Source organism: Sphingomonas sp. STIS6.2 (assembly GCF_000732685.2).
Classification (GTDB): Bacteria; Pseudomonadota; Alphaproteobacteria; order Sphingomonadales; family Sphingomonadaceae; genus Sphingomonas; species Sphingomonas aerolata.
Map to the genome: position 1 here is coordinate 30,807 of NZ_JPDP02000052.1, position 20,731 is coordinate 51,537.

Annotated in this window: 18 protein-coding genes and 1 tRNA gene; 8 read left to right on the forward strand and 11 right to left on the reverse strand. The window is 63.5% G+C overall.

Annotated elements, in window-relative coordinates; all coding sequences use genetic code 11:
* Window positions 1-328: 328 nt before the first annotated feature.
* Window positions 329-1,600: a spinster family MFS transporter gene (locus tag sphst_RS10010; RefSeq protein WP_031395745.1), complete on the reverse strand. Its 1,272-nt coding sequence runs from the start codon at window positions 1,598-1,600 to the stop codon at window positions 329-331.
* Between the two features lie 51 nt (window positions 1,601-1,651).
* Window positions 1,652-4,000: a TonB-dependent receptor gene (locus tag sphst_RS10015; protein ID WP_107045471.1), complete on the reverse strand. Its 2,349-nt coding sequence runs from the start codon at window positions 3,998-4,000 to the stop codon at window positions 1,652-1,654.
* A gap of 144 nt (window positions 4,001-4,144) precedes the next feature.
* On the opposite strand from sphst_RS10015, the gene sphst_RS10020 reads away from it, so the two are divergent.
* Complete coding sequence (locus tag sphst_RS10020; protein ID WP_051916250.1) at window positions 4,145-4,813, forward strand: TetR/AcrR family transcriptional regulator; 669 nt, start codon at window positions 4,145-4,147, stop codon at window positions 4,811-4,813.
* Window positions 4,814-4,880: 67 nt separating this feature from the next.
* Here the strand turns inward: sphst_RS10020 and sphst_RS20475 are convergent, their stop codons facing one another.
* Window positions 4,881-5,165 carry a hypothetical protein gene (locus tag sphst_RS20475; RefSeq protein ID WP_156360380.1) on the reverse strand — a complete coding sequence of 95 codons (285 nt, stop codon included), beginning with the start codon at window positions 5,163-5,165 and terminating at the stop codon, window positions 4,881-4,883.
* Here sphst_RS20475 and sphst_RS10025 point away from each other — a divergent pair.
* A complete protein-coding gene (locus tag sphst_RS10025) occupies window positions 5,164-5,571 on the forward strand; it encodes a VOC family protein (RefSeq protein WP_051916251.1) in 408 nt (135 codons plus the stop codon). The genes sphst_RS20475 and sphst_RS10025 overlap by 2 nt on opposite strands.
* 223 nt (window positions 5,572-5,794) lie before the next feature.
* Here sphst_RS10025 and sphst_RS10030 read toward each other — a convergent pair whose 3' ends face one another.
* The 3 genes from sphst_RS10030 to sphst_RS20480 all read right to left on the reverse strand — a co-directional run bounded on the left by sphst_RS10030 (window position 5,795) and on the right by sphst_RS20480 (window position 9,043).
* Window positions 5,795-8,092, reverse strand: a complete 2,298-nt coding sequence (locus sphst_RS10030) for a sensor histidine kinase (RefSeq protein ID WP_031393215.1) — start codon at window positions 8,090-8,092, stop codon at window positions 5,795-5,797.
* Complete coding sequence (locus tag sphst_RS10035) at window positions 8,092-8,463, reverse strand: response regulator (protein ID WP_051916249.1); 372 nt, start codon at window positions 8,461-8,463, stop codon at window positions 8,092-8,094. The genes sphst_RS10030 and sphst_RS10035 overlap by 1 nt, the downstream gene beginning before the upstream one ends.
* A 256-nt stretch (window positions 8,464-8,719) precedes the next feature.
* The gene (locus sphst_RS20480; RefSeq protein WP_156360379.1) at window positions 8,720-9,043 is read right to left on the reverse strand and encodes a hypothetical protein; all 324 of its coding nucleotides are present in this window, start codon (window positions 9,041-9,043) and stop codon (window positions 8,720-8,722) included.
* Window positions 9,044-9,254: 211 nt separating this feature from the next.
* Between sphst_RS20480 and sphst_RS10040 the strand changes: the two genes are divergently transcribed.
* The 5 genes from sphst_RS10040 (at window position 9,255) to sphst_RS10060 (ending at window position 15,031) form a co-directional block, all read left to right on the forward strand.
* The gene (locus sphst_RS10040) at window positions 9,255-10,376 is read left to right on the forward strand and encodes a GGDEF domain-containing protein (RefSeq protein WP_031393213.1); all 1,122 of its coding nucleotides are present in this window, start codon (window positions 9,255-9,257) and stop codon (window positions 10,374-10,376) included.
* 655 nt (window positions 10,377-11,031) lie between these two features.
* Window positions 11,032-11,478 (forward strand): Csu type fimbrial protein, encoded by a 447-nt coding sequence (locus tag sphst_RS10045; RefSeq protein WP_051916248.1) that lies wholly within the window; start codon window positions 11,032-11,034, stop codon window positions 11,476-11,478.
* Window positions 11,478-12,218: a fimbrial biogenesis chaperone gene (locus sphst_RS10050; protein WP_081877439.1), complete on the forward strand. Its 741-nt coding sequence runs from the start codon at window positions 11,478-11,480 to the stop codon at window positions 12,216-12,218. Before sphst_RS10045 ends, sphst_RS10050 begins: the two co-directional genes overlap by 1 nt.
* Before the next feature lie 18 nt (window positions 12,219-12,236).
* Window positions 12,237-14,579, forward strand: a complete 2,343-nt coding sequence (locus tag sphst_RS10055) for a fimbria/pilus outer membrane usher protein (RefSeq protein WP_081877438.1) — start codon at window positions 12,237-12,239, stop codon at window positions 14,577-14,579.
* Complete coding sequence (locus sphst_RS10060) at window positions 14,576-15,031, forward strand: Csu type fimbrial protein (RefSeq protein ID WP_051916245.1); 456 nt, start codon at window positions 14,576-14,578, stop codon at window positions 15,029-15,031. The genes sphst_RS10055 and sphst_RS10060 overlap by 4 nt, the downstream gene beginning before the upstream one ends.
* 327 nt (window positions 15,032-15,358) lie before the next feature.
* Here sphst_RS10060 and sphst_RS10065 read toward each other — a convergent pair.
* A tRNA-Ser gene (locus tag sphst_RS10065) sits at window positions 15,359-15,449 on the reverse strand.
* 88 nt (window positions 15,450-15,537) lie between these two features.
* Between sphst_RS10065 and sphst_RS10070 the strand changes: the two genes are divergently transcribed.
* Window positions 15,538-16,398: a peptidylprolyl isomerase gene (locus sphst_RS10070; RefSeq protein WP_107045472.1), complete on the forward strand. Its 861-nt coding sequence runs from the start codon at window positions 15,538-15,540 to the stop codon at window positions 16,396-16,398.
* Here the strand turns inward: sphst_RS10070 and mmsB are convergent.
* The 4 genes from mmsB to sphst_RS10090 form a co-directional block, all read right to left on the reverse strand.
* Window positions 16,395-17,276, reverse strand: a complete 882-nt coding sequence (gene mmsB, locus sphst_RS10075; protein ID WP_107045473.1) for a 3-hydroxyisobutyrate dehydrogenase — start codon at window positions 17,274-17,276, stop codon at window positions 16,395-16,397. The two genes, sphst_RS10070 and mmsB, sit on opposite strands and share 4 nt — an antisense overlap.
* A gap of 204 nt (window positions 17,277-17,480) precedes the next feature.
* The gene (locus sphst_RS10080; protein ID WP_031394231.1) at window positions 17,481-18,257 is read right to left on the reverse strand and encodes an enoyl-CoA hydratase; all 777 of its coding nucleotides are present in this window, start codon (window positions 18,255-18,257) and stop codon (window positions 17,481-17,483) included.
* Between the two features lie 53 nt (window positions 18,258-18,310).
* Window positions 18,311-19,351 carry an enoyl-CoA hydratase/isomerase family protein gene (locus tag sphst_RS10085; protein WP_031394232.1) on the reverse strand — a complete coding sequence of 347 codons (1,041 nt, stop codon included), beginning with the start codon at window positions 19,349-19,351 and terminating at the stop codon, window positions 18,311-18,313.
* 141 nt (window positions 19,352-19,492) lie between these two features.
* Window positions 19,493-20,638, reverse strand: a complete 1,146-nt coding sequence (locus tag sphst_RS10090) for an acyl-CoA dehydrogenase family protein (RefSeq protein ID WP_031394233.1) — start codon at window positions 20,636-20,638, stop codon at window positions 19,493-19,495.
* Window positions 20,639-20,731 lie beyond the last annotated feature (93 nt).

Genomic DNA, 20,731 nt, shown 5'->3' on the forward strand with positions numbered 1-20,731 from the left:
CATTATCATACGGATGTGTTAATATGGCCCCGCCTGTGCGTCAGACCTGATCCCCGGACGCCACGGCATTGGTAATCAGCTCGTCAGACGGAGCGGAGCGATGCGGCAAGGCCGAATTCACCGAGGATCACATCAACGGGGCGCCGCGTAAGCATAAATCTAACATGAAAGTGGCGGAGCTCGCGGCAGGCGTCGAGCGGTACCGCCGTTCTCGTGCCTGTTCCAAGCGACTGGACGCTATCAAAGCTTCACAATCCGCTATCCGCATTCCGCGAGCACACGCCCAGACAGTCCCGGCTGGCGCCATCCGGCTGTCGGTGTTGGCGTCTTAAGTCGATTGATCGACCCAGTCCTGACGGAGCGGTGTCGACGCCAGCCACATCAGCAACGCGGCCACCAGATACAGCACGAGCCCCATGAGCATCGCATAGCGCAGCGCTTCGTCGCGATAATGCGCGACGAGACCGTCCGACAGTGCGCCAAGCGCAAAACTGCCGCCGCCAAGACCGATGAGGTTGTTGATCAGCAGGAACGTCGCCGATGCGGTGGCGCGCATATGCCCGGGTACCAGATGCTGGATCGCCGTGATGACGGGCGCGAGCCAGACATAGGCGAGCGCCTGGGGCACGAGGAAGAAGACGAACGCCGCCGTCACCGAGGACGACAGGATTCCTGCGGCAAACAGCGGCACCGCGATGACGAACGCGATCGCGGGGACGCGCGCGTACATCCGCCGATCGCGCGCACCCAGCCGGTCGCCGAGCACGCCGCCGAGCAGAACGCCGGCAACACCCCCCAGCAACAGCACGCCGCCATAGAATTGCGCGGTCTCGATCAGGTCGAGCCCGAAGCTCCGCTGCATCAACGACGGCAGCCAGAAGGCCAGGCCATAGCCAAGCATCGAGCTCGCCGAGGCGCCGAACGCGAGCAGCCAGAAGCTCGGCTTGCGCACGAGAATGCCGAACACGCGGCGGACGGGCTCGCGGTCGCACGTATCGGACCTACGAACCGGCTCGCGCACGCACAGCCGAAACACCGGCGCGAGCACCAGCCCTGCGACACCGACCACGATGAACGCGGTCCGCCAGTCGATCGACGTCGCTATATAGCCGCCGAGCATCACGCCGGCTGCCGACCCGAGCGGGATGCCGAGCGAATAGACCGCCAGCGCGCGCGCACGGCGGTCGGGCGCGAACGTGTCTGCGATCACGGCATAGGACGGCGCGACGCCCCCCGCCTCGCCAACCCCCACGCCGATCCGGAACGCGAAGAGCTGCGCAAAATTGCTGGCCACACCGCACAGGGCAGTGAACGCGCTCCACACAGCGAGCGAGAGCGTGATAACCCAGGTGCGGCTCGTCCGGTCGGCCAGCCACGCCAGCGGGATCGCAAGCGTCGAATAGAGCAACGCAAACGCCAGCCCGCCGAGCAAGCCCAATTGCGTGTCGGTCAATGCCAGGTCCGCCTTGATCGTCGGCGCGAGGATGCCAAGGATCTGCCGGTCGACGAAGTTGAACGTGTAGACCAGCAACAGCATGACGAGCGCCGTCACGCGGTAGCGGCGGCCCTCGCGCGGGGTCGCCGGGATATCACTCGCCATATATTGCTCCAGCAAACGCAGGGCGATCACCCGCCCCCCGGTTGCGCTCCATCAGAATTTCGCGGTGAGGGTCGCAAAGACCTGACGCGGGTTGCCATAATAGGCGGTCAGCACGCCGTCGCTGCCGAGCGATGGCCGCAACGCGCCCGCCGCCGTCCGCAGATAGTCGCCGGTATCGGGGTTCTGCAGCAGGAAGTTGTAGCCCGACACGACATAGCGCTTGTTCGTCAGGTTCTTGCCGTGCACCCCGATCGAGAAGCGCGCGTCGATCGTATAGACGAGGTTCGCGTCGAGCAGCGCATAGGCGGGCTGGTCGAGCAGCGGCGTGCGCAGTTCGAACTGCTGTGAATCGCTGCGATAGGACAGCGTCGTGCTCGCGTCGATCGCGCCCGCGGATCCGACCGGGACATGATAGGCGAGCGTCCCGCTCGCGGTCAGGTCGGGCGTGTTCTGGAACTTGCGATTGGCGGCCACATTGATCCCGCGGGAATCGATGAAGCGCGTGTATTTGGCATCGAGATAGCCGATCGTTCCCGACAGGTTGACGCGGTCGCCCGCACCCGCAATGCCCTCCGCGACCGTCAGATTGGCCTCGCCTTCGACACCGTTGATCCGGGCGCGGCCCGCATTGGTCGTGATGCCGATAAAGGTCTGGATGCCGCCGACGGTGGCACCGACCGATCCGGGCACCTGGACGTCGGTATATTTCGAATGGAACCCCGCAATCGCCAGCGTCAGCCGCCGATCGAACAGTGACGCCTTGTATCCAGCTTCGAAACTTTCGACGCTCTCGGGCTCGAACGACAGGAAGTTGTAGATATCCTGCCGGTCGCCACCGGCACCGGTGATGCCGTTGCCGTTGAGGTCGGGTGCCGCGGTGCCGACGCCGCGCGGGTCGAACCCGCCGCCCTTGAACCCCTTCGACCAGCTCGCATAGAGCGTGTTGTTCGCATCGGGCTTGAAGCTGACGGACGCGCGCGGGGTGAACTTGGCAAAGCTCGCGGTTCCGCGGAAGTCGGTCTGTCGCGCGATCGGCGCGCTCGTGCCGCCGAAGAAGGGGGAAGCGCCCAGATACACGTTGCGTTGGATCTGCGACATGCGATCGTCCCAGGTATAGCGCCCGCCGACCGAAAGGCTGAGCATCGGCGTCACGTCGAGCGTGGCATCACCAAAGACCGCCACCGTATTGGTCCGCACATTCCCGAAGGTCAGCGCGGTGACCGTCCCCGGCAGCCGCACGTCGAACACGGTGCGCGCCTTGGCATCGAGATAATAGAGCCCCGCCAGCATGTTGAAGGGTCCGGCATCGACCAGCAGCTGCACCTCCTGGCTAAACTGCTCGTTATTGTAGAAGGCGGGGACGTCGACATCGACGGCGGGCAGCGCGTCGAAATCGATCGGCGTCGCGCTGTCGTCCTTGCGATAGCCGGTGATGCTGCGCAGGGTCAGATATGCGGCGGGCTTGAGTTCAGCGAAGAGCGACCCGCCATAGGCCTCGACCGATTGTTTCGGTGCGACCAGTCCCCCGCGGCTGTCGAACACGTCGGACAGCACCGGCGTGCGCGACACCAGCCCCGGGATCAGCCGATGCCCGCCGCGCGGGTTGCCGTCATCCTTCGTATAATCCCCCGACAGGCGGAAGAACGCGCTGTCGCCCGCCTCATATTGCAGCGTGCCGCGCGCACCCCAGAAATCCTTGTTGTAATTGTCCTGCCCCGTGGTGAGGTTCGTGCCGAACCCGCCCCGGCTCAGTCGCGCGACCGCACCGCCGATCCTGAACCCCGTATCGCCGATCGGCGTACTCGCGCTGATGACACCGTCCGCCTGGTCATAGGTGCCATAGGTTGCGCGAATGCTCAGCGTCGGGTCGGCGCCGATCCGGCGGGTCACGTATTTCACCGCGCCGCCGATCGTATTGCGGCCATAGAGCGTGCCCTGCGGACCGCGCAGCACCTCGATCCGCTCGACGTCGTAAATGTCGAGCACCGCCGCCTGTGGTCGGTTGAGATAGACGTCGTCGAGATAGATGCCGACGCCCGCCTCGAACCCGGCGACGGGATCCTGCTGGCCGACGCCGCGGATGAAGGCGGTGAGCGTCGAATTGGTGCCGCGCGACGTCTCGAGCGTGACGTTCGGCGTGACAGCGGCGAGATCGGTGACGTCGAGTGCGCCCGACGCCTCGAGCTGCGCGCCCGTGAACGCGGTGATCGCGATCGGCACGTCGAGCAGCCGTTCCTCGCGGCGGCGTGCGGTGACGACGATATCGCCATCGATCCCGGCCTCCTCAATGACGGGCCCGGCCTGAGCCGCGTCTGCTGCCGGCGCGGCGGGTTGCGTCTGCGCAGACGCGGATCCCGCCAGCAACGCGCCGAGTGCGACACCGGCGTTCAACAAGATCATGACGGATTTCGGCTGTGCCACGGTGTCATCCCCTCCTGCGGCGCCCGCGTGATGCGCCCGGTATGATCCGGGTTGTGCGCCTTGGTTTCAGTCTATACTGAAACCTGAACCAGTATTCAACTTGTGTATCGAAGGCAGACGAGAATGGCGAAGGCGCAGGAGACGACGCCGGCAGGGGCCGCGGGCATCGGCGAAGCCAAGGTTCCGCGTACCGATCGTGGCCGCCGGACGATGCGCGCGATCCTGGACGCCGCGGCGATCGAGTTCGGCGACAACGGATTCCACCAGGCATCGATCAGCGACATCACGCGCCGCGCCGGGGTCGCGCTTGGCAGCTTCTACACCTATTTCGACTCAAAGGACGCGGTGTTCCGCGCGCTCGTCCGCGACATGTCCGACCAGGTTCGCGATCATGTCGCCCCGGCGATCCTGTCCGCACCCGATCAGATCGCGGCCGAGCAGGCGGGGCTTCGCGAATTCATCAGCTTCGTCCGTGACCACAAGGAAATCTACCGGATCATCGACGAGTCCGAATTCGTCGATCCAGAGAGCTTTCGCCTCCATTATACGACTACGGCGGACCGGATCACGCGTCGCCTGCGAAAGGCCGCGGACCGCGGCGAGGTCAAGGGCGACGTCAGCGAGGTCCATGGTTGGGCGATCATGGGAATGAACGTATTCCTCGGACTTCGCTACGGCGTCTGGAGCGAAGACGAGACACCAGATGAGATCGCGAAGGTCGTCGCGAAAATGCTAAAAGAGGGCATCTTACGCAGCCCGGATGATCGAGCCATGTCCGAGGTCAAGACTTGATGGGCCGATTGGATACACGACCCCAAATTCGGCCATTCACGCGGACTTCCCCGCTCCCCAACGTCAGTCATTCGTTCATCTCCGCGCGGACCGCTTTCGTTGTCCGGTGTTCGACCATGAACGTCATGATGGGAAGGATTGCTGGCCGTCCGCTTACGGGAAGGCCCGTGGCAATAACCGATATTGCGAGACTGCCGCTTTCTGCAAAGAGAATGGCCGATCGGAAATAAAGTTGCCAGGCGATCCGCACGCCGATAACATCGTGCCAGCAACGATGGGGGGGAGCTAATGCTGTGCCGACTATCCGCAGGCTACTATCAGTCGTTGCCGTCTTGTCCGCATTGATGCCCATGACTATTTCCGCAGAACCGATCGGCAGAATTACCGGCGTCGGTGGCATCTTCTTCAAGAGCAAAGCGCCGAAAGCCCTCATGGCGTGGTATCGCGATGTTCTCGGCATCAAAGTTGAGGCGTGGGGCGGAGTCGCTCTGCACTATGACGCGCCAGATCACCCGCCAGTTCTCACTCTGAATGTATTTCAGGAGGGATCCAACTACATGGAACCCTCAAAGCGCGAGTTCATGCTGAATTTCGCGGTAGATGACTTGGACGCGTTCGTTGATCGCCTGAAAGTAAAGGGCGTTGCGATACTTAAGAGGGATGACACCGACGCAATCGGGAAATTTGCGTGGATCGTTGATCCGGACGGGACCAAGATAGAGTTGTGGGAGCCGAAGGCCGAGACTGCATCAAAGTAGGCCCGTCTCGACGGAAATCGGCAGTTTCGGACGCTCGCCGAGAATTGCGGTGGCGCGCAACCCGGCTCCGCGAACGCCAAATCGAGTCCTGCTGTGCGATTCTACCGCAACTAACAGCCGCGGAACGTACGCTATGAGAGAAGAACCGCCATTTGGTCAGGCTCAACGTCAGCAGCGCGGCGGTCAGGTTCGATCCACCGTCTCCAATGGAAACCCTGATAGGCTAAATAGCTACAAAATCGGGAAAATCGATGGTCAGGATCGCGCCTCGCTCCGGAGCTTCGCGCGATCTGATGCTGATCTTTCCGCCGATTTCCATGACGATCTGCCGGGAGATATAGAGGCCAAGACCTGTCCCGCGATCCGTCTCCTTGGTGGTCATGAAGGCATCGAATGCCCGGTCCGGATGACTCAAAGACAGCCCGGCGCCATTGTCCACAATACTGATGCGGACGCCGCTCTCTGAGACAGTTACCTCCAGTTCGACGGCACCGGTCAGACTGGCGTCCTCGGCTTCGCGTCGCGTTGCGATGGAGTCGACCGCGTTCTGAATGGCGTTGACGAGCACCTGCTCGAGGCCGACGCGCGGAGCAAGGAGCAGAACCGGTGGCCCGTCTGGCAACGTCATTTTCACGCCGACATCGTGCTGGATCAGCAGCGGCCGCATGAAGGACAAGGTTGTGCTGACGACGTCGCCCAGGTCAAGCGGTTCGGGGCTGTCATTCTCGATCCGAGCGTAGCGCGAAATGCGCGCAATGATATCGCGTGCGCGGTTTACCTGTTCGCTGATCCGATCAAACTTGTCGCGAGCACGCGCCGCGCCATCGGGACTCGCCTGATCGAGCAACAATCGGCCATTCTCGGCAGAGAGCGAGATGGTGAAGAGAGGTTGTTTGAGTTCATGACTCAGGGCTGAGGCCATGCCCCCGAGCTCAACGAGACGCGCCTGCTGGAGCATCCGATTCTGCGCCAGCTTCGACTGCCGGAGGCGCACCAACCACCCCGAACGCCAATGGCCGGGAGCCAGGAGGTCGCGACCGACGAATAGATACCAATCACTAGATTCCTGGTCTGCGAGCCGAAACTCGACAAACGCCTCGGCATCATCGCAGATGTCCGCAAAAGCTAGACAATCATTGGTATGGATCGCTTCGGACCGCTCCTGTGCAACCCGTTCGATGTTCATGTCCAGAAAAGCAAGGGTGCCCGTGGCAGCGTCGAAGCGGATATCCGCCGCAAGGCTCAGGTCCATTTCCTTCTTGAGTTCGATGAATGCCCGGGCAATTCGCAAGCGCTCTTGCACCAACTCGGCAAAGCTGTTGTTCGCGGTGACGATAGCTGCGATCGGGCGGTCGAACTCGTTGAACGTAAGCTTTTGAGGCAGCGAAAGGCCAGGCTGGCCGAACCCTTCCGCGACTTCCTTCCAGGCCTGCAGCGAACGACGCAGGGCGCGCGTGATGAGCAGCTGCAGCAAGATCGACACGACGAGAATGACGCCCAGGCCGAGCATCTCTAGAAGCACAACGCGATAGGCACTCTCGGCAGCTGGTCGGATTGAGTAGAGATAGAAATATTTGCGGTCAGGAAGAGTGTAACGGCCGAGCTGACACGCGGTAACCCAGTAGGCGAACGTATTGCGGTCGTTCGGCCCCGTCACATTCAATCCGTCATCGATCCGTTTGCAGCCGAAAAGCTGCATCGCTTGTGCGGTTCGCAGACTGCTTTCTTTGTCTGAGATAAGCAGTCTTTGGGCGTGCCTTCCAGTATTGTTTGTTTTTGCCACGCCCAAGAACCGATTTCCGGTCACGAGCCCGCGACCGATCCGCACCTCAGCCAGAAGCGCGGTTTCGGCCATGAAGGATTTGAATTCTTCCGGAAAGCGCCGGACACTGCTGACAAACATGACGAGCGCGCACGCGAGCACGATGAGTGTAATGGATGCCGGCAAGAGCTGGGCGAGGCTGATCGTGCGGCGCAGCGAGACCCGACCGGCTGGAAGGTTCACGACGAAGAGCGAGAGCGCTAGATCGACCAGCGCTGCCATCAACACATCGTTGAGAAGCTTGCGGATCATCGTCAGCGCGAAAATCGTCAGCGACGCATCGTAGTTGATGCGCAGGAATAGAAACCCCGCCGCCGTCCCGATGGTAAGCAAAAAGACGGCGGTGGCGATGGCAAGTGAAGAGCCAGCGAAGCGGGTCCAATTGATGAAAACTACATGTCCCAGCGCCAGCGCAATGGTAAAGATATGGCCCCACCAGAACCAGGATGATGCCATCGTTAGCAATACCATGGGAATGGCTAGCCGCAGCCCGCCCAACCTGTATGCGAGAAGGTAGAAAAGGGGGCCGAGATACATTTCGAACCCGGGCGCAAGAATAATGCGGAAGGAACTCGCGCCGATGGCCACGGCCAAAAGGACGATCGTCAGAGCCCATCCCTGGACGGTCATTTGCCGTAGCGGCTCTGCGGCTAGCTGAAACTCGCCGCCGTGCCGTAAGCGGTTGACGATGTCATTCATCAACCCCGCCCGTCTTGTGTAAGCAGTGACAGGAGCAATTCTAAGTCGACTGGCTTGAAAAGGACATGAAGATCCTTCTTCTTGGTTTCATGCTCTATTTGTTCGGTCAGATCGGTGTGGCCTGTCATCAGGATTATGGTGTTCACCTTTGCCCGCAGGTCAGGGTCGGCTCGGATTGCGCGGACCAGGTCAAGGCCACTGCCGTCTCGTAAGCGGAGGTCCGTCAACAGGGTTACGTGGCTGGAACCTTGCTTCAAGCTCTCCAGCGCAAGGGCCACACACGCTGCGCCGCTAACCGCGAACGAGCGCAATTCTAACATTTCAACCAACTCCTCCCGGACGTCGGTCTCGTCCTCGACGACCAAGATCATTGTTGGGCACTTTCAATGGTGACGCAAGCTCAAGATAAGAACGCGAAGTTTTCAACGTGTAAATGGCGACGTGAATAAACGTCGACGTTGATGAGCCTGCGCCTTAATCGCGACGTCCCGGATCGTCGGCCGCCGCCACGACACCTCTCTCGCAACGCGTATCAACCTTGGTGACGGGTATAGGGAAACATTCGAGCGGCTGTTGCTGCCTTCTCGTCGGACGGGATCGTCGTCGATCATATCGTCGGTGCGGTTGTCATCGAACGTGAAGCGGTGGGGGAGCGATGATGGTTGACGCCCGTGAGCTGCACGATTTCAACGAGCCCCAGCTGCGATGGTGATCGAGGCGCTGCCAAGCGAAACGATCGACGCCTTGCCCTCTGGCGCAATCCGGATCGGTGACCATGGCAAGGCCGAATATTATGGTGCGGCAGAGCGGCGCCTGTCGGGCTCCGGCAATCACGACCGCCTCGGCCTCGACTTCTTCAGCAGGATCGCGCCCTGTATGGACAATCCCGACTTTCGCGGCCGCGTCGAGCGTGCCCGGGTATCGGGAATGCTCGATTTGGAATTCAGCCACGTCTGCGACTTCGAGGACCGCGACCGGGAACTGGGTCCGATCGCTGAACTTTTCGGTGTCGTTATCTCGATCGATTCACGCTGTCCTATAATGCGCGCATGCATGTCGGCGCTTTTCCCTACCATCACGATCGGCGGCACAGGACTACGCACTGCCCCTGCGACCGGATTCGCCCAATCCTGGCTGTGCTGGCATCAGGGAACACGTGATCATGCCCCGCGGTCTGATATCGCGTGGTTGGCTGGAACGGCTGGGAGACCATCGGCTCGATGGGGCGGCGCTGGACGGGCTGAAAACGCTGTTGCCGCGATTGGTGATCGCGGCTTTGGCGAGTTTGCTGTTGCTCACCCATCTGGGTTCTCGCGCTGCGATACTCTGGATCAGCTTTGTCGGATTTGCGGAGCTGTGGTGCAGGCAATGCAGTATCATGCTGGCGCGACCGGATGGCGGGCGCCTGCCGCTGCGGCTCAACTATATTGCCTCCGCACTCATGACGACGATCGCGTGGACGAGCTTGCCGGTTTTGCTGTGGTGGAGCAGGGTACCTGATATAGGTTCGGCGGTTATCGTCATGCTGATCTCGCAGCTGATCCACGCCCAAGCCTTTGCCTTCCGCGCTCCGTCGATCGTGGCGTTCAAGGTTGGTGTTCCCGCCAGCGCGATGCTCGCGCTGCCTTGGCTGGTCGAACCAGCAAGCTATTTTACTACTCTCACGTCGACAATCGCGTCGGGTCTTTGCATCAGTTATATCTTCGCAAGCGTGCGAGCAAACTGGCGGAGCGATGCGGCGCTACGCAAAGCTCATGACGAGCTCGAATATCTGGCCTATTTCGACGGACTTACCTCCCTCGCCAATCGTCGACAGTTCACACGACACATGCGCAATCTCATCGAACTGTCCGATCGTCAAAAGTCCCGGTTTGCCTTGCTCCTGATCGATCTTGACCATTTCAAGGTCGTCAACGACACATTTGGCCACGATGCTGGCGATGCGCTCCTCGTCGCGGCAGGAGAGCGTCTGCGCGCAGCCGTTGGAGAGTTGAGCCATGTCGCGCGGCTCGGCGGTGACGAGTTTGCCATACTCTTACCCGACATCGGCAGCACCGCCGATATCGATGCGGCATGCGGTCGCATCGTCGATGGCGTCCAGCCTGCTGTCGACTTCAACGGAGGACAGATGTACCTAAGTTTCAGCATCGGCATCGCGCTTTATCCCGGCGACGGCGACAGCATACAAACAGTCCTGAAATCCGCGGACGTTGCGCTTTACGACGCGAAGCGGAGGGGGCGAAGCACGTGGCGCTTCAGTGAAGGGTTCGGCAAGGTCGCATAAGTCAAGTTTGAGACCTGCGGACGGTGCGCGTCTGATTCATTGCTTGCACTACACTGACACACTCGACCCAAATCCGGCCATTGCTGCCACCTCCCCCGCTCCCCGATTTCAAGCATTTCCCTGTTCGCGCTGGCGGCTTTTGGCGGCGGATATTTCCTCATGGACGCCGTGATCGAGAAGAAAGCGGCGCGTCCGATTTAGGGCAGTCGGTGGGAGGCAGCCGCCGGTTCAAACGGCTGCGAGAATGATAATCGGCGCCGTTCGGGTTGATCGCGGCGTGCACGTATTCATACAAATGCTCGGTAAATCTCAGCCACTCTTTTCAAGCGGACAAGCCCTTCAGTACGATGAGGTGAAGAATTACCGCCCAGACTCCTCAATCCATGCGGACTCTAGAGAACTCCCTAATTCGCAATAATCTGCAGTTGGTTAGGGCCACCGGTGATGGATCCCCGCATATAAATGGTGACGTTTTCCTGAGGCTGACGCCCTTCCTTTGGCGGGCATTCTATAATTGCCTGAGAAAGGTCGCCGTTTTATGATTACGCAGAACTTGGCCCGGCATATTGCGTTACTGCGCATAGGCCGGCCGTCGCTTCACACCACTACAGCCTTTTTCAAAACGCAGGCTCGCGTTCTGAGCATTCCCCTATGCATGGTTGTGGCGAATGGCTCGGCAAGCGCATCGACGGCGAACACGACGTTCAATGTGACGGCCAATGTCGTGTCGAGTTGCCAGATTTCGGCGACCGCGCTGACGTTCGGAACCTATACCGGGGCCCAAACCGACGCGACCTCGACGATCACCGCGACCTGCACGGATACCACCGCCTACACCATCGGCGTCAGCGCAGGCTTGGGCACGGGGGCGACCGTAACGAACCGGTACATGAACGGCCCCAGCGTCGATGTGCTCGCCTATGCCGTCTATCGCGACAGTGCGCGTACCAATAGCTGGGGCACGACGATCGGTACGGACACGGTCTCGGGCACCGGCAACGGCGGCGCTCAGGCCATTACCGTTTATGGGCGCCTTGCAGCGGGTCAATTGCCCGTCCCCGGAGCCTATTCGGATACTCTGACCGCAACGATCACCTACTGATGGCCCGGGGAAGTGTTATTCGCGTCGAGAGGCTTCGTCGCTGGTCGATGGCGGCCGGATACGGGGTCGTCCTGGCAACGGGCATCGCCCCGCTTCACGCACAATCCCTGTCGGTGAGCCCGGTCACGTTCAATCTTGCCGCCTCGCAGCAGGCGACGAGCCTGACGGTTCGCAACGATGGCGCTGAGGAAACGGTGGTCCAGATCCGGCCCTTTGCCTGGACGCAACAGCCCGACGATGTCCTCACACCGGCCGACGATGTGGTCGTCAGTCCCCGCATCGTGACGATCCCACCCCATTCGAACCAGGTCTTCCGGGTTCTCGTGCGGCATAAGCCGGCGTCCAAGGAACTGACGTACCGATTGGTCCTCGATCAGATCCCGCGCGCGTCCGAACCCGGTGCCGTGCGCATGGTCCTGCGCATTTCCATGCCGATCTTCGTCGAGCCCGTCGCTCCGGCGAACCCCGGCGTTCGATTTCGGCTGGCGCGCCGGGACGGTGACACGGTGCTCGTGCTCGAAAATCCGGGAGCGCGTCATGAGACGCTGCGCAACGTTGTCCTGCGCGACACCAACGGCGCGCCGATCGCCATCAAGAACGGTGGCTCACCCTATCTGCTGGCTGGCGCGACGCAGGAACTTCCGGTCCAGGACATGCCCGTCCAAGCCGCCGTGGATGGCCGCTATCGACTGACGATGGAGGGCGGAAAGGGCCCCATCACCGTTGCCCTCGCGCGGTAGCGGGGACGGGACCGTGCGATGCGCGCCAAAGCCCTCCGATCGACCTGTCGATTTCTCTTGATGATCTGCCTCGCTGACCATGCCGGGGCCGCTCCCGCACCGACGCTGCTGGAGGTCTGGATCAATGGGCGCCCGACTGGGAAAATCGGCGAGTTTGTTCTGCGCGGCGACGGACTGGCGGCAACCCCCAAGGAACTCGTCGAACTCGGCCTTGCCCCGCGCACCACGCCCGGCGATGAACTTGCGGACATCGTCGCCGACCGTGATTTTCGCTGGCACGTCGACCAGGCTACAGGCCGACTCTACGTGACCGCTTCCGAGGCGCGTCTGGTGAGAACGACGATCTCGGCCACTGCCGATCCTGCCATGGCCGGAGCGGTGGAGAGCGGGACCGGTTCCACGCTGAACTACGATACGACAGTGACCGGCGATGCTCGTCGCCAGGCCTTTTCCGCGTACCTCGATGCCCGCGTCTTTTCAGGCCATGGGGTTGCGGCTGGTCAGGCCTTGATGACCGCATTCCGTTCGGGGACGACGACGACCTATCGCGCGACGAGGCTTGATTTCACCTACACCGTTTCGCTGCCCGACCGCCTGCTGCGGCTCAGGTTGGGCGACTTCATCACGTCGGGTGCGGACTCGCAACGGGCGATCCGGCTCGGCGGCATCCAATTCGGTTCGGACTTCGCGCTGCGACCCGACCTGATCACGATGCCGCTGCCGGATTTTCGTGGAAACGCGGTCGTCCCCACCATCGCCGACATCCTTGTGAACGACGCATCCGCGGTATCCCTGCCTATCGGCGCTGGTCCCTTCGAGATCCGCAACGTCCCGGTGCAGACGGGCAGCGGCAAAGTCTCGCTGAACCTCCAGAATTCGCTGGGACAATCCGTCAGGACGACGGTGGCCTATTATGCGAGCAATGCTCTGCTGGCACCCGGGTTGCACACGTTCGCTGTCCAGGCTGGCGTTATCCGGCACCAATTCGGGAGCCAGAGCAACGCCTACGGACAGCTTGCGGCAAGCGGCAGCTACCGCTGGGGCGTATCGCCACGGCTGACGGCGGCGCTCTATGCCGAAGCAACCCGCAGCGCGGCGCTCGTCGGGTCGGGTGTGTCGGTAAACCTGGCCAATTTGGCAATCGCCACGGGTGATTGCGCGGCCAGCAGCGGGCGGGACGGGAACGGCGTGCGCTGCGTCGCGCAAATCGAACACCGCGACTCACTGGTGTCGCTCAGGCTGTCCCACGGATTTGCGACGAAGGACTTTCGCGACATCGCGGCAAGCGATGGCTATCCTGCCATTCGCCAGCAGACCGACGCCAGCATTGCGCTTGCAATGGGTCCGGCCGGTACGATGTCCCTCGGCTATACCGCACTCGATCAGGCAGGCGACGTCGCCTGGGAAAGGCTGAAGGGCGCGCCGGCGATGTTTGGCCGCGGCTCCGCGGTCCGTCTGGCGTCCGTCACCTACAGCGTGCAGCGGGGACCGGTATCGATCTATGCGAACGGCTCGCACGACACCACCGCACGCGGCGGCCGCAGCATCATGTTCGGCCTGTCGCTTCCCTTCGGACGGCGCAGTCAGGCGAGTGTTGATCGGCAGATGCAAGGCGGCCGCTGGCAAAGCCAGCTGCAGGCGGCGCGCGGCACGAGCGAGGCCGATTCATGGGGCTATCAGGCGGCGATCGGGCGCGGCGCGATCGACAGCCAGTTTGTCGAAGTCCAACATCGGTCCCGCATCGGATGGCTGGCCGCCGGGATCGATCGGACCAACGGTGCAACGACGATCCGTGCCCAGGCGCGCGGGTCCGTGTCCGCAATCGATGGCTCGGTATTTCTGTCGAATACGATCAACGACAGTTTCGCGATTGTCGACACGCAAGGGTTGGCAGGTGTTCGGGTGCTACACGAAAACAGGGTCGCCGGCCGAACCGGCCGGTCGGGCAAGCTGATGGTTACGGACCTGCGGTCGTTCCAGGTCAATCACCTCGCCATCGAGCCGACCGATCTGCCGCCCGATGCCGTGATCGCAACCGGGGAACGCGATGTCCGGCCACAGGATCGGGCAGGCGTCGTGCTCAGGTTTCCGATCAAACGACCAAATGGCGCAGTGCTGGTCCTGGTCGAGGCAAGCGGCAGACCACTTCCACCGGGAAGCACCGTCACGCTGGAAGCGTCCGGGGCGACGTTTCCCCTGGGCTTTGACGGGGAGACCTTCGTCGAGGGGCTCGACCAGCACACCGTCCTGAACGTCGCGCGCCCCGACGGCACACGCTGCCGTGTTGGACTGTCCGTCGCTGCACGGGAGCGGGGTCTCGCGCGGCTTGGCCCGTTTTCCTGTGTCGAGACAGCCCCGTGATCGCCCGCGTGCTGTTCGCGCTCTTCTGCCTCGCGATACCGGCTGCCGCGGATGCGGGATGCTCGATATCGGCCAGCGGGGTCGCGTTCGGGAACTATGACGGGTCCGCCACGTCGGCGGACGACGCGACGGGCACGATCACGATCAACTGCTTCATACTCTCCGGTCTCGGCGGGTACACGATCGCGCTCAGCCCGGGACGAGATGGCAGCTATACGGCGCGACGCATGATCTCTGGAACGGCGACCTTGCCCTATCAGCTTTATGCGGATCCGGCACGAACGCAGATCTGGGGCGACGGGTCGGGCGGGAGCTTCACCGTGCGGTCCTTCGATATCATCCCGTTGCTTGGCGGGAGTTCGACCTACCAGATTTACGGAAGAGTCCCCGCCAGGCTCTCGCCACGCCCCGGAGCCTATAATGATACGATTTTGATTACAGTAAGCTATTGATTGATCCCGTATTTACTACATTTGAAAAGACGTCCGATCTGGGGAAGGGTCAGACGACTAAACCCGTAGCCCATCGTCTGAACGAACGGCTGTTCGCGGCAATCGCCGCCCGAAAGCGGACGGGCGGATTTCCACCGTTTTTACCTGTCAACTCTGAGCATAGGCCGTACGCAATACAGGGGCGCGGCCTAACGCGACATAAACCACGGCCAGCGATACCCGCGGAAATCGTGCAGCGACGGTCGGCTTCAAGCGCGCGCGCTTTCGGGGAACGGTTATGCGAACCCGACGACTTGATCGCAACTTTGGGCTTAGATCCAAGGGGTGTGGCGGAGCGGGAGGGATTCGAACCCTCGATACGCTTTTGACGTATACTCACTTTCCAGGCGAGCGCCTTCGACCACTCGGCCACCGCTCCGCATTGCTCTGGAACGCGCCTGCTAGAGCGGGTTTGGCTGCGGCGCAAGCGATTGCGTGCGGGGCGGCACTCGGGCAGTCTCACAGCGATGATCACCGCCCTTCTCGCCGCCGCCCTCGCCCAAGCCACGCCGGTGCCGGCGCCGCTGCCGTCCGATCCGGTCGCGTCGGACTGGGTCGCGGTGCCCGATGACGAGATCCTCGTCTTCACGCTGGCGAACGGGCATGGCTTCACGCTTCGCCTCGCGCCCGCCTATGCGCCAGCGCATGTCGCCAATATCCGCGCGCTCGCCCGCGCGCGCTGGTGGGACAGCGCGACAAGCGTGTACCGCGTGCAGGACAATTATGTCGCGCAATGGGGCGATGCGACTGAGAAGAAACCGCTCGTCCCCGGCGTCGCGGACGGGATCGCCGCCGAATATGACATGGCCGGGCCGACCGCGGTCGCGCGGCTCGCCAAGCGCGATCCCTATGCCGAATGGGCGGGCTACAGCGCGGATGGCTGGCCGCTCGCTGGGTCGGGCACGCGGCAATGGCTGCCGCATTGCTACGGGATGGTCGGCGTCGCGCGTGATCTGGCGCCGAGCGTCGGCAGCGGCGCCGAGCTCTACACCGTCATCGGCCATGCGCCGCGCGCGCTCGACCGCAACATCGCGGTCGTCGGGCGGGTGGTCGACGGGATCGAGTGGCTGTCGTCGCTGCCGCGCGGTACGGGGGATCTCGGCTTCTACGCCACGCCTGCCGAGCGCAGCCCGATCGTCTCGGCACGGCTGGCGAGCGACCTTCCCGCCGCCACCCGCCCGCACTTCCAGTACCGCGCGACGGCGAACCCGCGCTTCATCGCCTGGATCGCGGGGCGCGAGAACCGGATCCCGCCCTTCTTCACGGTGCCGGCGGGCGGTGCGGACATCTGCAACGCGCTCCCGCCGGTCCGCCGCACGCCGGGCTAGGCCTTGCCCTGCAACGTGCGGATGATCGCGGAGAAGTCGAGCCCGCCCTGCCCGGCCTCGGCGAACGCCTCGTAGCGCTCGGCCGCCTTCGCGCCCATCGGCGTGTCGGCGCCGACATCCTGCGCCGCCGCCATCGCGAGCCGCAGGTCCTTGAGCATCAAGGCGGCGGCGAACCCGCCCTGATAATCATGGTCGGCGGGGGTGTCGGGGCCGATCCCCGGGAGCGGCGCATAGCTCGTCATCGACCAGCTCTGCCCCGACGAGACGCTGGCGATGTCGTAAAAGGCCTGTGCGTCGAGCCCGAGCTTGTCCGCGAGCACGAACGCCTCGCAGGTCGCGATCATCGTCGCGCCGAGGATCATGTTGTTGCAGATCTTCGCCGCCTGCCCTGCGCCGTTCGCGCCGGCATGGATCACCGCCTTGCCCATCGCCGCGAGAATCGGCTCGGCGCGCTCGAACGCCGCCGCCGAACCGCCGACCATGAAGGTGAGCGTGCCCGCATTGGCCGCGCCGATCCCGCCGGAGACCGGCGCGTCGACCGCGGCGAGCCCCTTCGCCTGCGCGGCGTCGGCGACCTGTTTTGCGGTGGCGACATCGATCGTCGAACAGTCGATCAGGATCGCGGTTGGGCCCGCGACACCGAACAGCGCGTCATACACCTCGGCGACGTGCTTGCCCGCGGGCAGCATCGTCACAATCGCCTCCGCCCCGTCGGCGGCTTCGGCCGCGGAGGCGACGGGCAGGCAGCCCGCGGCCTTCGCCTTGGCCAGCGCGTCGGCGCTCAGGTCGAACGCGTGGACGTCGTGGCCGTTCTTCGCGAGGTTGGCGGCCATCCCGCCGCCCATGTTGCCGAGCCCGATGAATCCGATGCGTGCCATGTTCTCTCTCCTAAATCTGCCGCGGCGACTGTGCCGCTCGCGCACCAACCCCGCCATTCGCGACTACGTCCCGCACGCCCCAACTCCGTCATCCTGACGAAAGTCAGGATCCAGAGCCAGGAACGACACCGCCAGTAACCCTGGATCCTGACTTCCGTCAGGATGACGGGCAGCGACGATGACGAGCGGGCAGCGCGGCGTCCGCTACTTGCCCGTCCACTGCCCCGCGCGCTTCTCGACGAATGCGGCCATGCCTTCGCTCTGGTCCGCGGTGCCGAACAGCCCGTGGAACAGCCGCCGCTCGAACTGCACGCCCATCGCGAGCCCCGTCTCGAACGCCGCGTTGACCATTTCCTTGTTCGCCAGCACCGCGAGCGGCGCCATCGCGGCGATCGTCGCGGCGGTCCTCACCGCTTCCTCGACCAGCTCGTCGGCGGCGATGATCCGCGAGACCAGCCCTGCGCGCTCGGCCTCGACCGCATCCATCATCCGCCCGGTCAGCACCATCTCCATCGCCTTGGCCTTGCCGACCGCGTGCGTCAGGCGCTGCGATCCGCCCATGCCGGGGGAGACGGCGAGCTTGATCTCGGGCTGGCCGAACTTGGCGGTGTCGGCGGCGAGGATGAAGTCGCACATCATCGCGACCTCGCAGCCGCCGCCCAGCGCATAGCCCGCGACCGCGGCGATGATCGGCTTGCGCGTCCGCGTCACCTGCTCCCAGCCGGCAAAGAAGTTGCTCGCATACATGTCGGCAAAGCCCTGGCTCTGCATCTCCTTGATGTCCGCGCCCGCCGCGAACGCCTTGGCTGAGCCGGTCAGCACCGCGCAGCCCTGCGACGGATCCGCATCGAACGCGGCGAACGCGGCGATCAGGTCGGCGAGCACCTGCGAATTGAGCGCGTTGAGCGCCTGCGGGCGGTTGAGCGTGACGAGCGTCACCGCACCGCGCTGCTCGACGAGGATCGTTTCGTAATCGGCCATCTCAGTCTCCTGTTCCGTCACCTCAGCGAACGCTGGGGTGACGTGCTCTATGTTCAACCCGGCGTCCACGCCTCGGCCTCGGGCAACGGCGCGAAGATCTGGTCGATCACATGATCGCTCACCGCCTCGGGCGTCGCCGGATCCCAGCGCGGCGCATTGTCCTTGTCGACGATCACCGCGCGCACGCCCTCGATGAAGTCATGCCGCTGCACGACATGCGCGCCGACCGCATATTCCTGTTTCATCTCGTCCGCGAAACTCGCCATCGCCGCGCCCTCGTGAAGCAGCCGGAGCGAGACCTTCATCGTCTGCGGCGACTTGGTCTTGAGCGTCGCAAGCGTCTTCGCGGCCCACTCACCACCATCGGCGTCGAGCGCGGCATAGATCTCCTCGAGCACATCGGACGCGAACAGCCGGTCGATATCGTCCTTGCGCGCAAGGATCGCCGCTTCGGGTGCCTCGGTCGACAACGCGTTCAGAACGCCAGCAATATCCTGCGGCCTCTCCGCGATCCGCGCCTTGGCGTTGTCGAGCGCGTCGCCCGGCAGATAATGCGTCGCCAGCCCCAGCGCGACACACTCCGCGCCATCGAGCCGGTGCCCGGTCAGCGCGAGATACTGTCCGATCCGCCCGGGCAGCCGCGACAGATACCAGCCGCCGCCGACATCGGGGAACAGCCCGATCCCGGTCTCGGGCATCGCGAACTTCGTGTTCTCGGTCGCCACCCGGTACGCACACGGCAAAGCGAGCCCGACGCCGCCGCCCATCGTGATCCCGTCCATGAACACGACGATCGGCTTGGCATAGACGAACAGCCGGTGGTTCATCCGATACTCGGCATGGAAGAACGCGCGCGCCGCGACGCCGTCGCCGGCGCCCGACGCGGCGAGCATCCGGATATCGCCCCCGGCGCAGAACCCGCGCCCCTCGGCATGATCCACCACGATCGCCTCAACCGACGCATCCCCGCGCCACGCCTCGAGCGCCTCCAGCACGCCTTCGCACATCGCCAGATTGAGCGCGTGCAACGCCTTGGCCCGGTTCAGCCGAATACGCCCGATCGGGCCTTCGACGGTCGTGATCAGGTCATTCATAGATCACCTCCCCGGCGAAGGCCGGGGTCCAGTTGGAAAGGTCGATGTAACAGAGGATGTCACCAAGCCGATTCGCGTCCCCCACCTGGACCCCGGCCTCCGCCGGGGTGGCTGCTATTCGGCAGTTGGTGGCCATAGTCATCATTGCCGGGTCAGCTCGCGACCGACGATCATGCGCATCACCTGGTTGGTACCCTCGAGGATCGAATGCACGCGCAGGTCGCGCCAGAAGCGTTCGATCGGGTAATCCTGCAGATACCCGTAGCCGCCATGCAACTGCAACGCGCGGTCGACCACCGACGAGCCGGTGTCCGTCGCAAGCCGCTTCGCCATCGCCGCGAACTTGGTCTTGTCGGGCGCGTTCGCCGTGACCTTGGCCGCCGCCATGTACAGCAGCGCGCGGGCCGCTTCCAGTTCGGTCGCCATGTCCGCCAGCATGAACTGCGTGTTCTGGAAGTCCGCGATCGGCTTGCCGAACTGCTTGCGGTCGCGCGTATAGGCGATCGCCTCGTCGAGACACCGCTGCGCACCCCCCAGCGAGCACGCACCGATGTTCAGCCGCCCGCCGTCGAGCCCCATCATCGCGATCCGGAAGCCCTCGCCCTCGCCGCCGACCATGTTGGCGCCCGGCACACGGACGCCGTCGAAAATCACCTGCCGCGTCGGCTGCGAATGCCAGCCGAGCTTCTTCTCGTTCGCACCGAACGACACGCCGGGCATGTCCTTCTCGATCACCAGGCAGGAAATACCCTTGGGCCCCTCCTCACCGGTGCGGACCATGGTGACATACACCTCGTTCTCGCCCGCGCCCGAGATGAACTGCTTCGATCCGGTCACGATCCAGTCGTCACCGTCGCGCACCGCGCGCGTCTTGAGCGCTGCGGCGTCCGACCCCGAGCCCGGCTCGGTCAGGCAATAGCTCGCCAGCCGGTCCATCGTCACCAGATCGGGAAGATACTTGTCCTTCACCGCAGCCGAGCCGAACCGGTCGATCATCCATGCCGCCATGTTGTGGATGCTGATGAACGCGCTCGTCGACGGACACCCGTACGACATCGCCTCCATGATCAGCGCGGCTTCGAGGCGCCCGAGCGCGATCCCGCCGCTCTCCTCGCTGACATAGATCGCCGCGAAACCGAGCTCGGCCGCCGCTTTGATCGTGTCGCGCGGGAAGATGTGCTTCTCGTCCCACTCGGCCGCATGCGGCGTGATGCGATCGGCGGTGAAGCGGCGCGCGAGCTCCTGGATCTCGCGCTGGTCGTCGGTGAGGTCGAACTGGTTGGTCATAAATCTCTCTTCCGTCATGCTGGGCTCGACCCAGCATCCAGAGCCGCAAACGCGGAAACCTGTGGCTCTGGATCCTGACTTTCGTCAGGATGA

Excerpts from the sequence above, each read along its gene's own strand:
- sphst_RS10010 (WP_031395745.1), bottom strand. The coding sequence starts at position 1,600 with ATGGCGAGTGATATCCCGGCGACCCCGCGCGAGGGCCGCCGCTACCGC.
- sphst_RS10015 (WP_107045471.1), bottom strand. The coding sequence starts at position 4,000 with ATGATCTTGTTGAACGCCGGTGTCGCACTCGGCGCGTTGCTGGCGGGA.
- sphst_RS10020 (WP_051916250.1), top strand. The coding sequence starts at position 4,145 with ATGGCGAAGGCGCAGGAGACGACGCCGGCAGGGGCCGCGGGCATCGGC.
- sphst_RS10025 (WP_051916251.1), top strand. The coding sequence starts at position 5,164 with ATGACTATTTCCGCAGAACCGATCGGCAGAATTACCGGCGTCGGTGGC.
- sphst_RS20475 (WP_156360380.1), bottom strand. The coding sequence starts at position 5,165 with ATGGGCATCAATGCGGACAAGACGGCAACGACTGATAGTAGCCTGCGG.
- sphst_RS10030 (WP_031393215.1), bottom strand. The coding sequence starts at position 8,092 with ATGAATGACATCGTCAACCGCTTACGGCACGGCGGCGAGTTTCAGCTA.
- sphst_RS10035 (WP_051916249.1), bottom strand. The coding sequence starts at position 8,463 with ATGATCTTGGTCGTCGAGGACGAGACCGACGTCCGGGAGGAGTTGGTT.
- sphst_RS10040 (WP_031393213.1), top strand. The coding sequence starts at position 9,255 with ATGCCCCGCGGTCTGATATCGCGTGGTTGGCTGGAACGGCTGGGAGAC.
- sphst_RS10045 (WP_051916248.1), top strand. The coding sequence starts at position 11,032 with ATGGTTGTGGCGAATGGCTCGGCAAGCGCATCGACGGCGAACACGACG.
- sphst_RS10050 (WP_081877439.1), top strand. The coding sequence starts at position 11,478 with ATGGCCCGGGGAAGTGTTATTCGCGTCGAGAGGCTTCGTCGCTGGTCG.
- sphst_RS10055 (WP_081877438.1), top strand. The coding sequence starts at position 12,237 with ATGCGCGCCAAAGCCCTCCGATCGACCTGTCGATTTCTCTTGATGATC.
- sphst_RS10070 (WP_107045472.1), top strand. The coding sequence starts at position 15,538 with ATGATCACCGCCCTTCTCGCCGCCGCCCTCGCCCAAGCCACGCCGGTG.
- mmsB (WP_107045473.1), bottom strand. The coding sequence starts at position 17,276 with ATGGCACGCATCGGATTCATCGGGCTCGGCAACATGGGCGGCGGGATG.
- sphst_RS10080 (WP_031394231.1), bottom strand. The coding sequence starts at position 18,257 with ATGGCCGATTACGAAACGATCCTCGTCGAGCAGCGCGGTGCGGTGACG.
- sphst_RS10085 (WP_031394232.1), bottom strand. The coding sequence starts at position 19,351 with ATGAATGACCTGATCACGACCGTCGAAGGCCCGATCGGGCGTATTCGG.
- sphst_RS10090 (WP_031394233.1), bottom strand. The coding sequence starts at position 20,638 with ATGACCAACCAGTTCGACCTCACCGACGACCAGCGCGAGATCCAGGAG.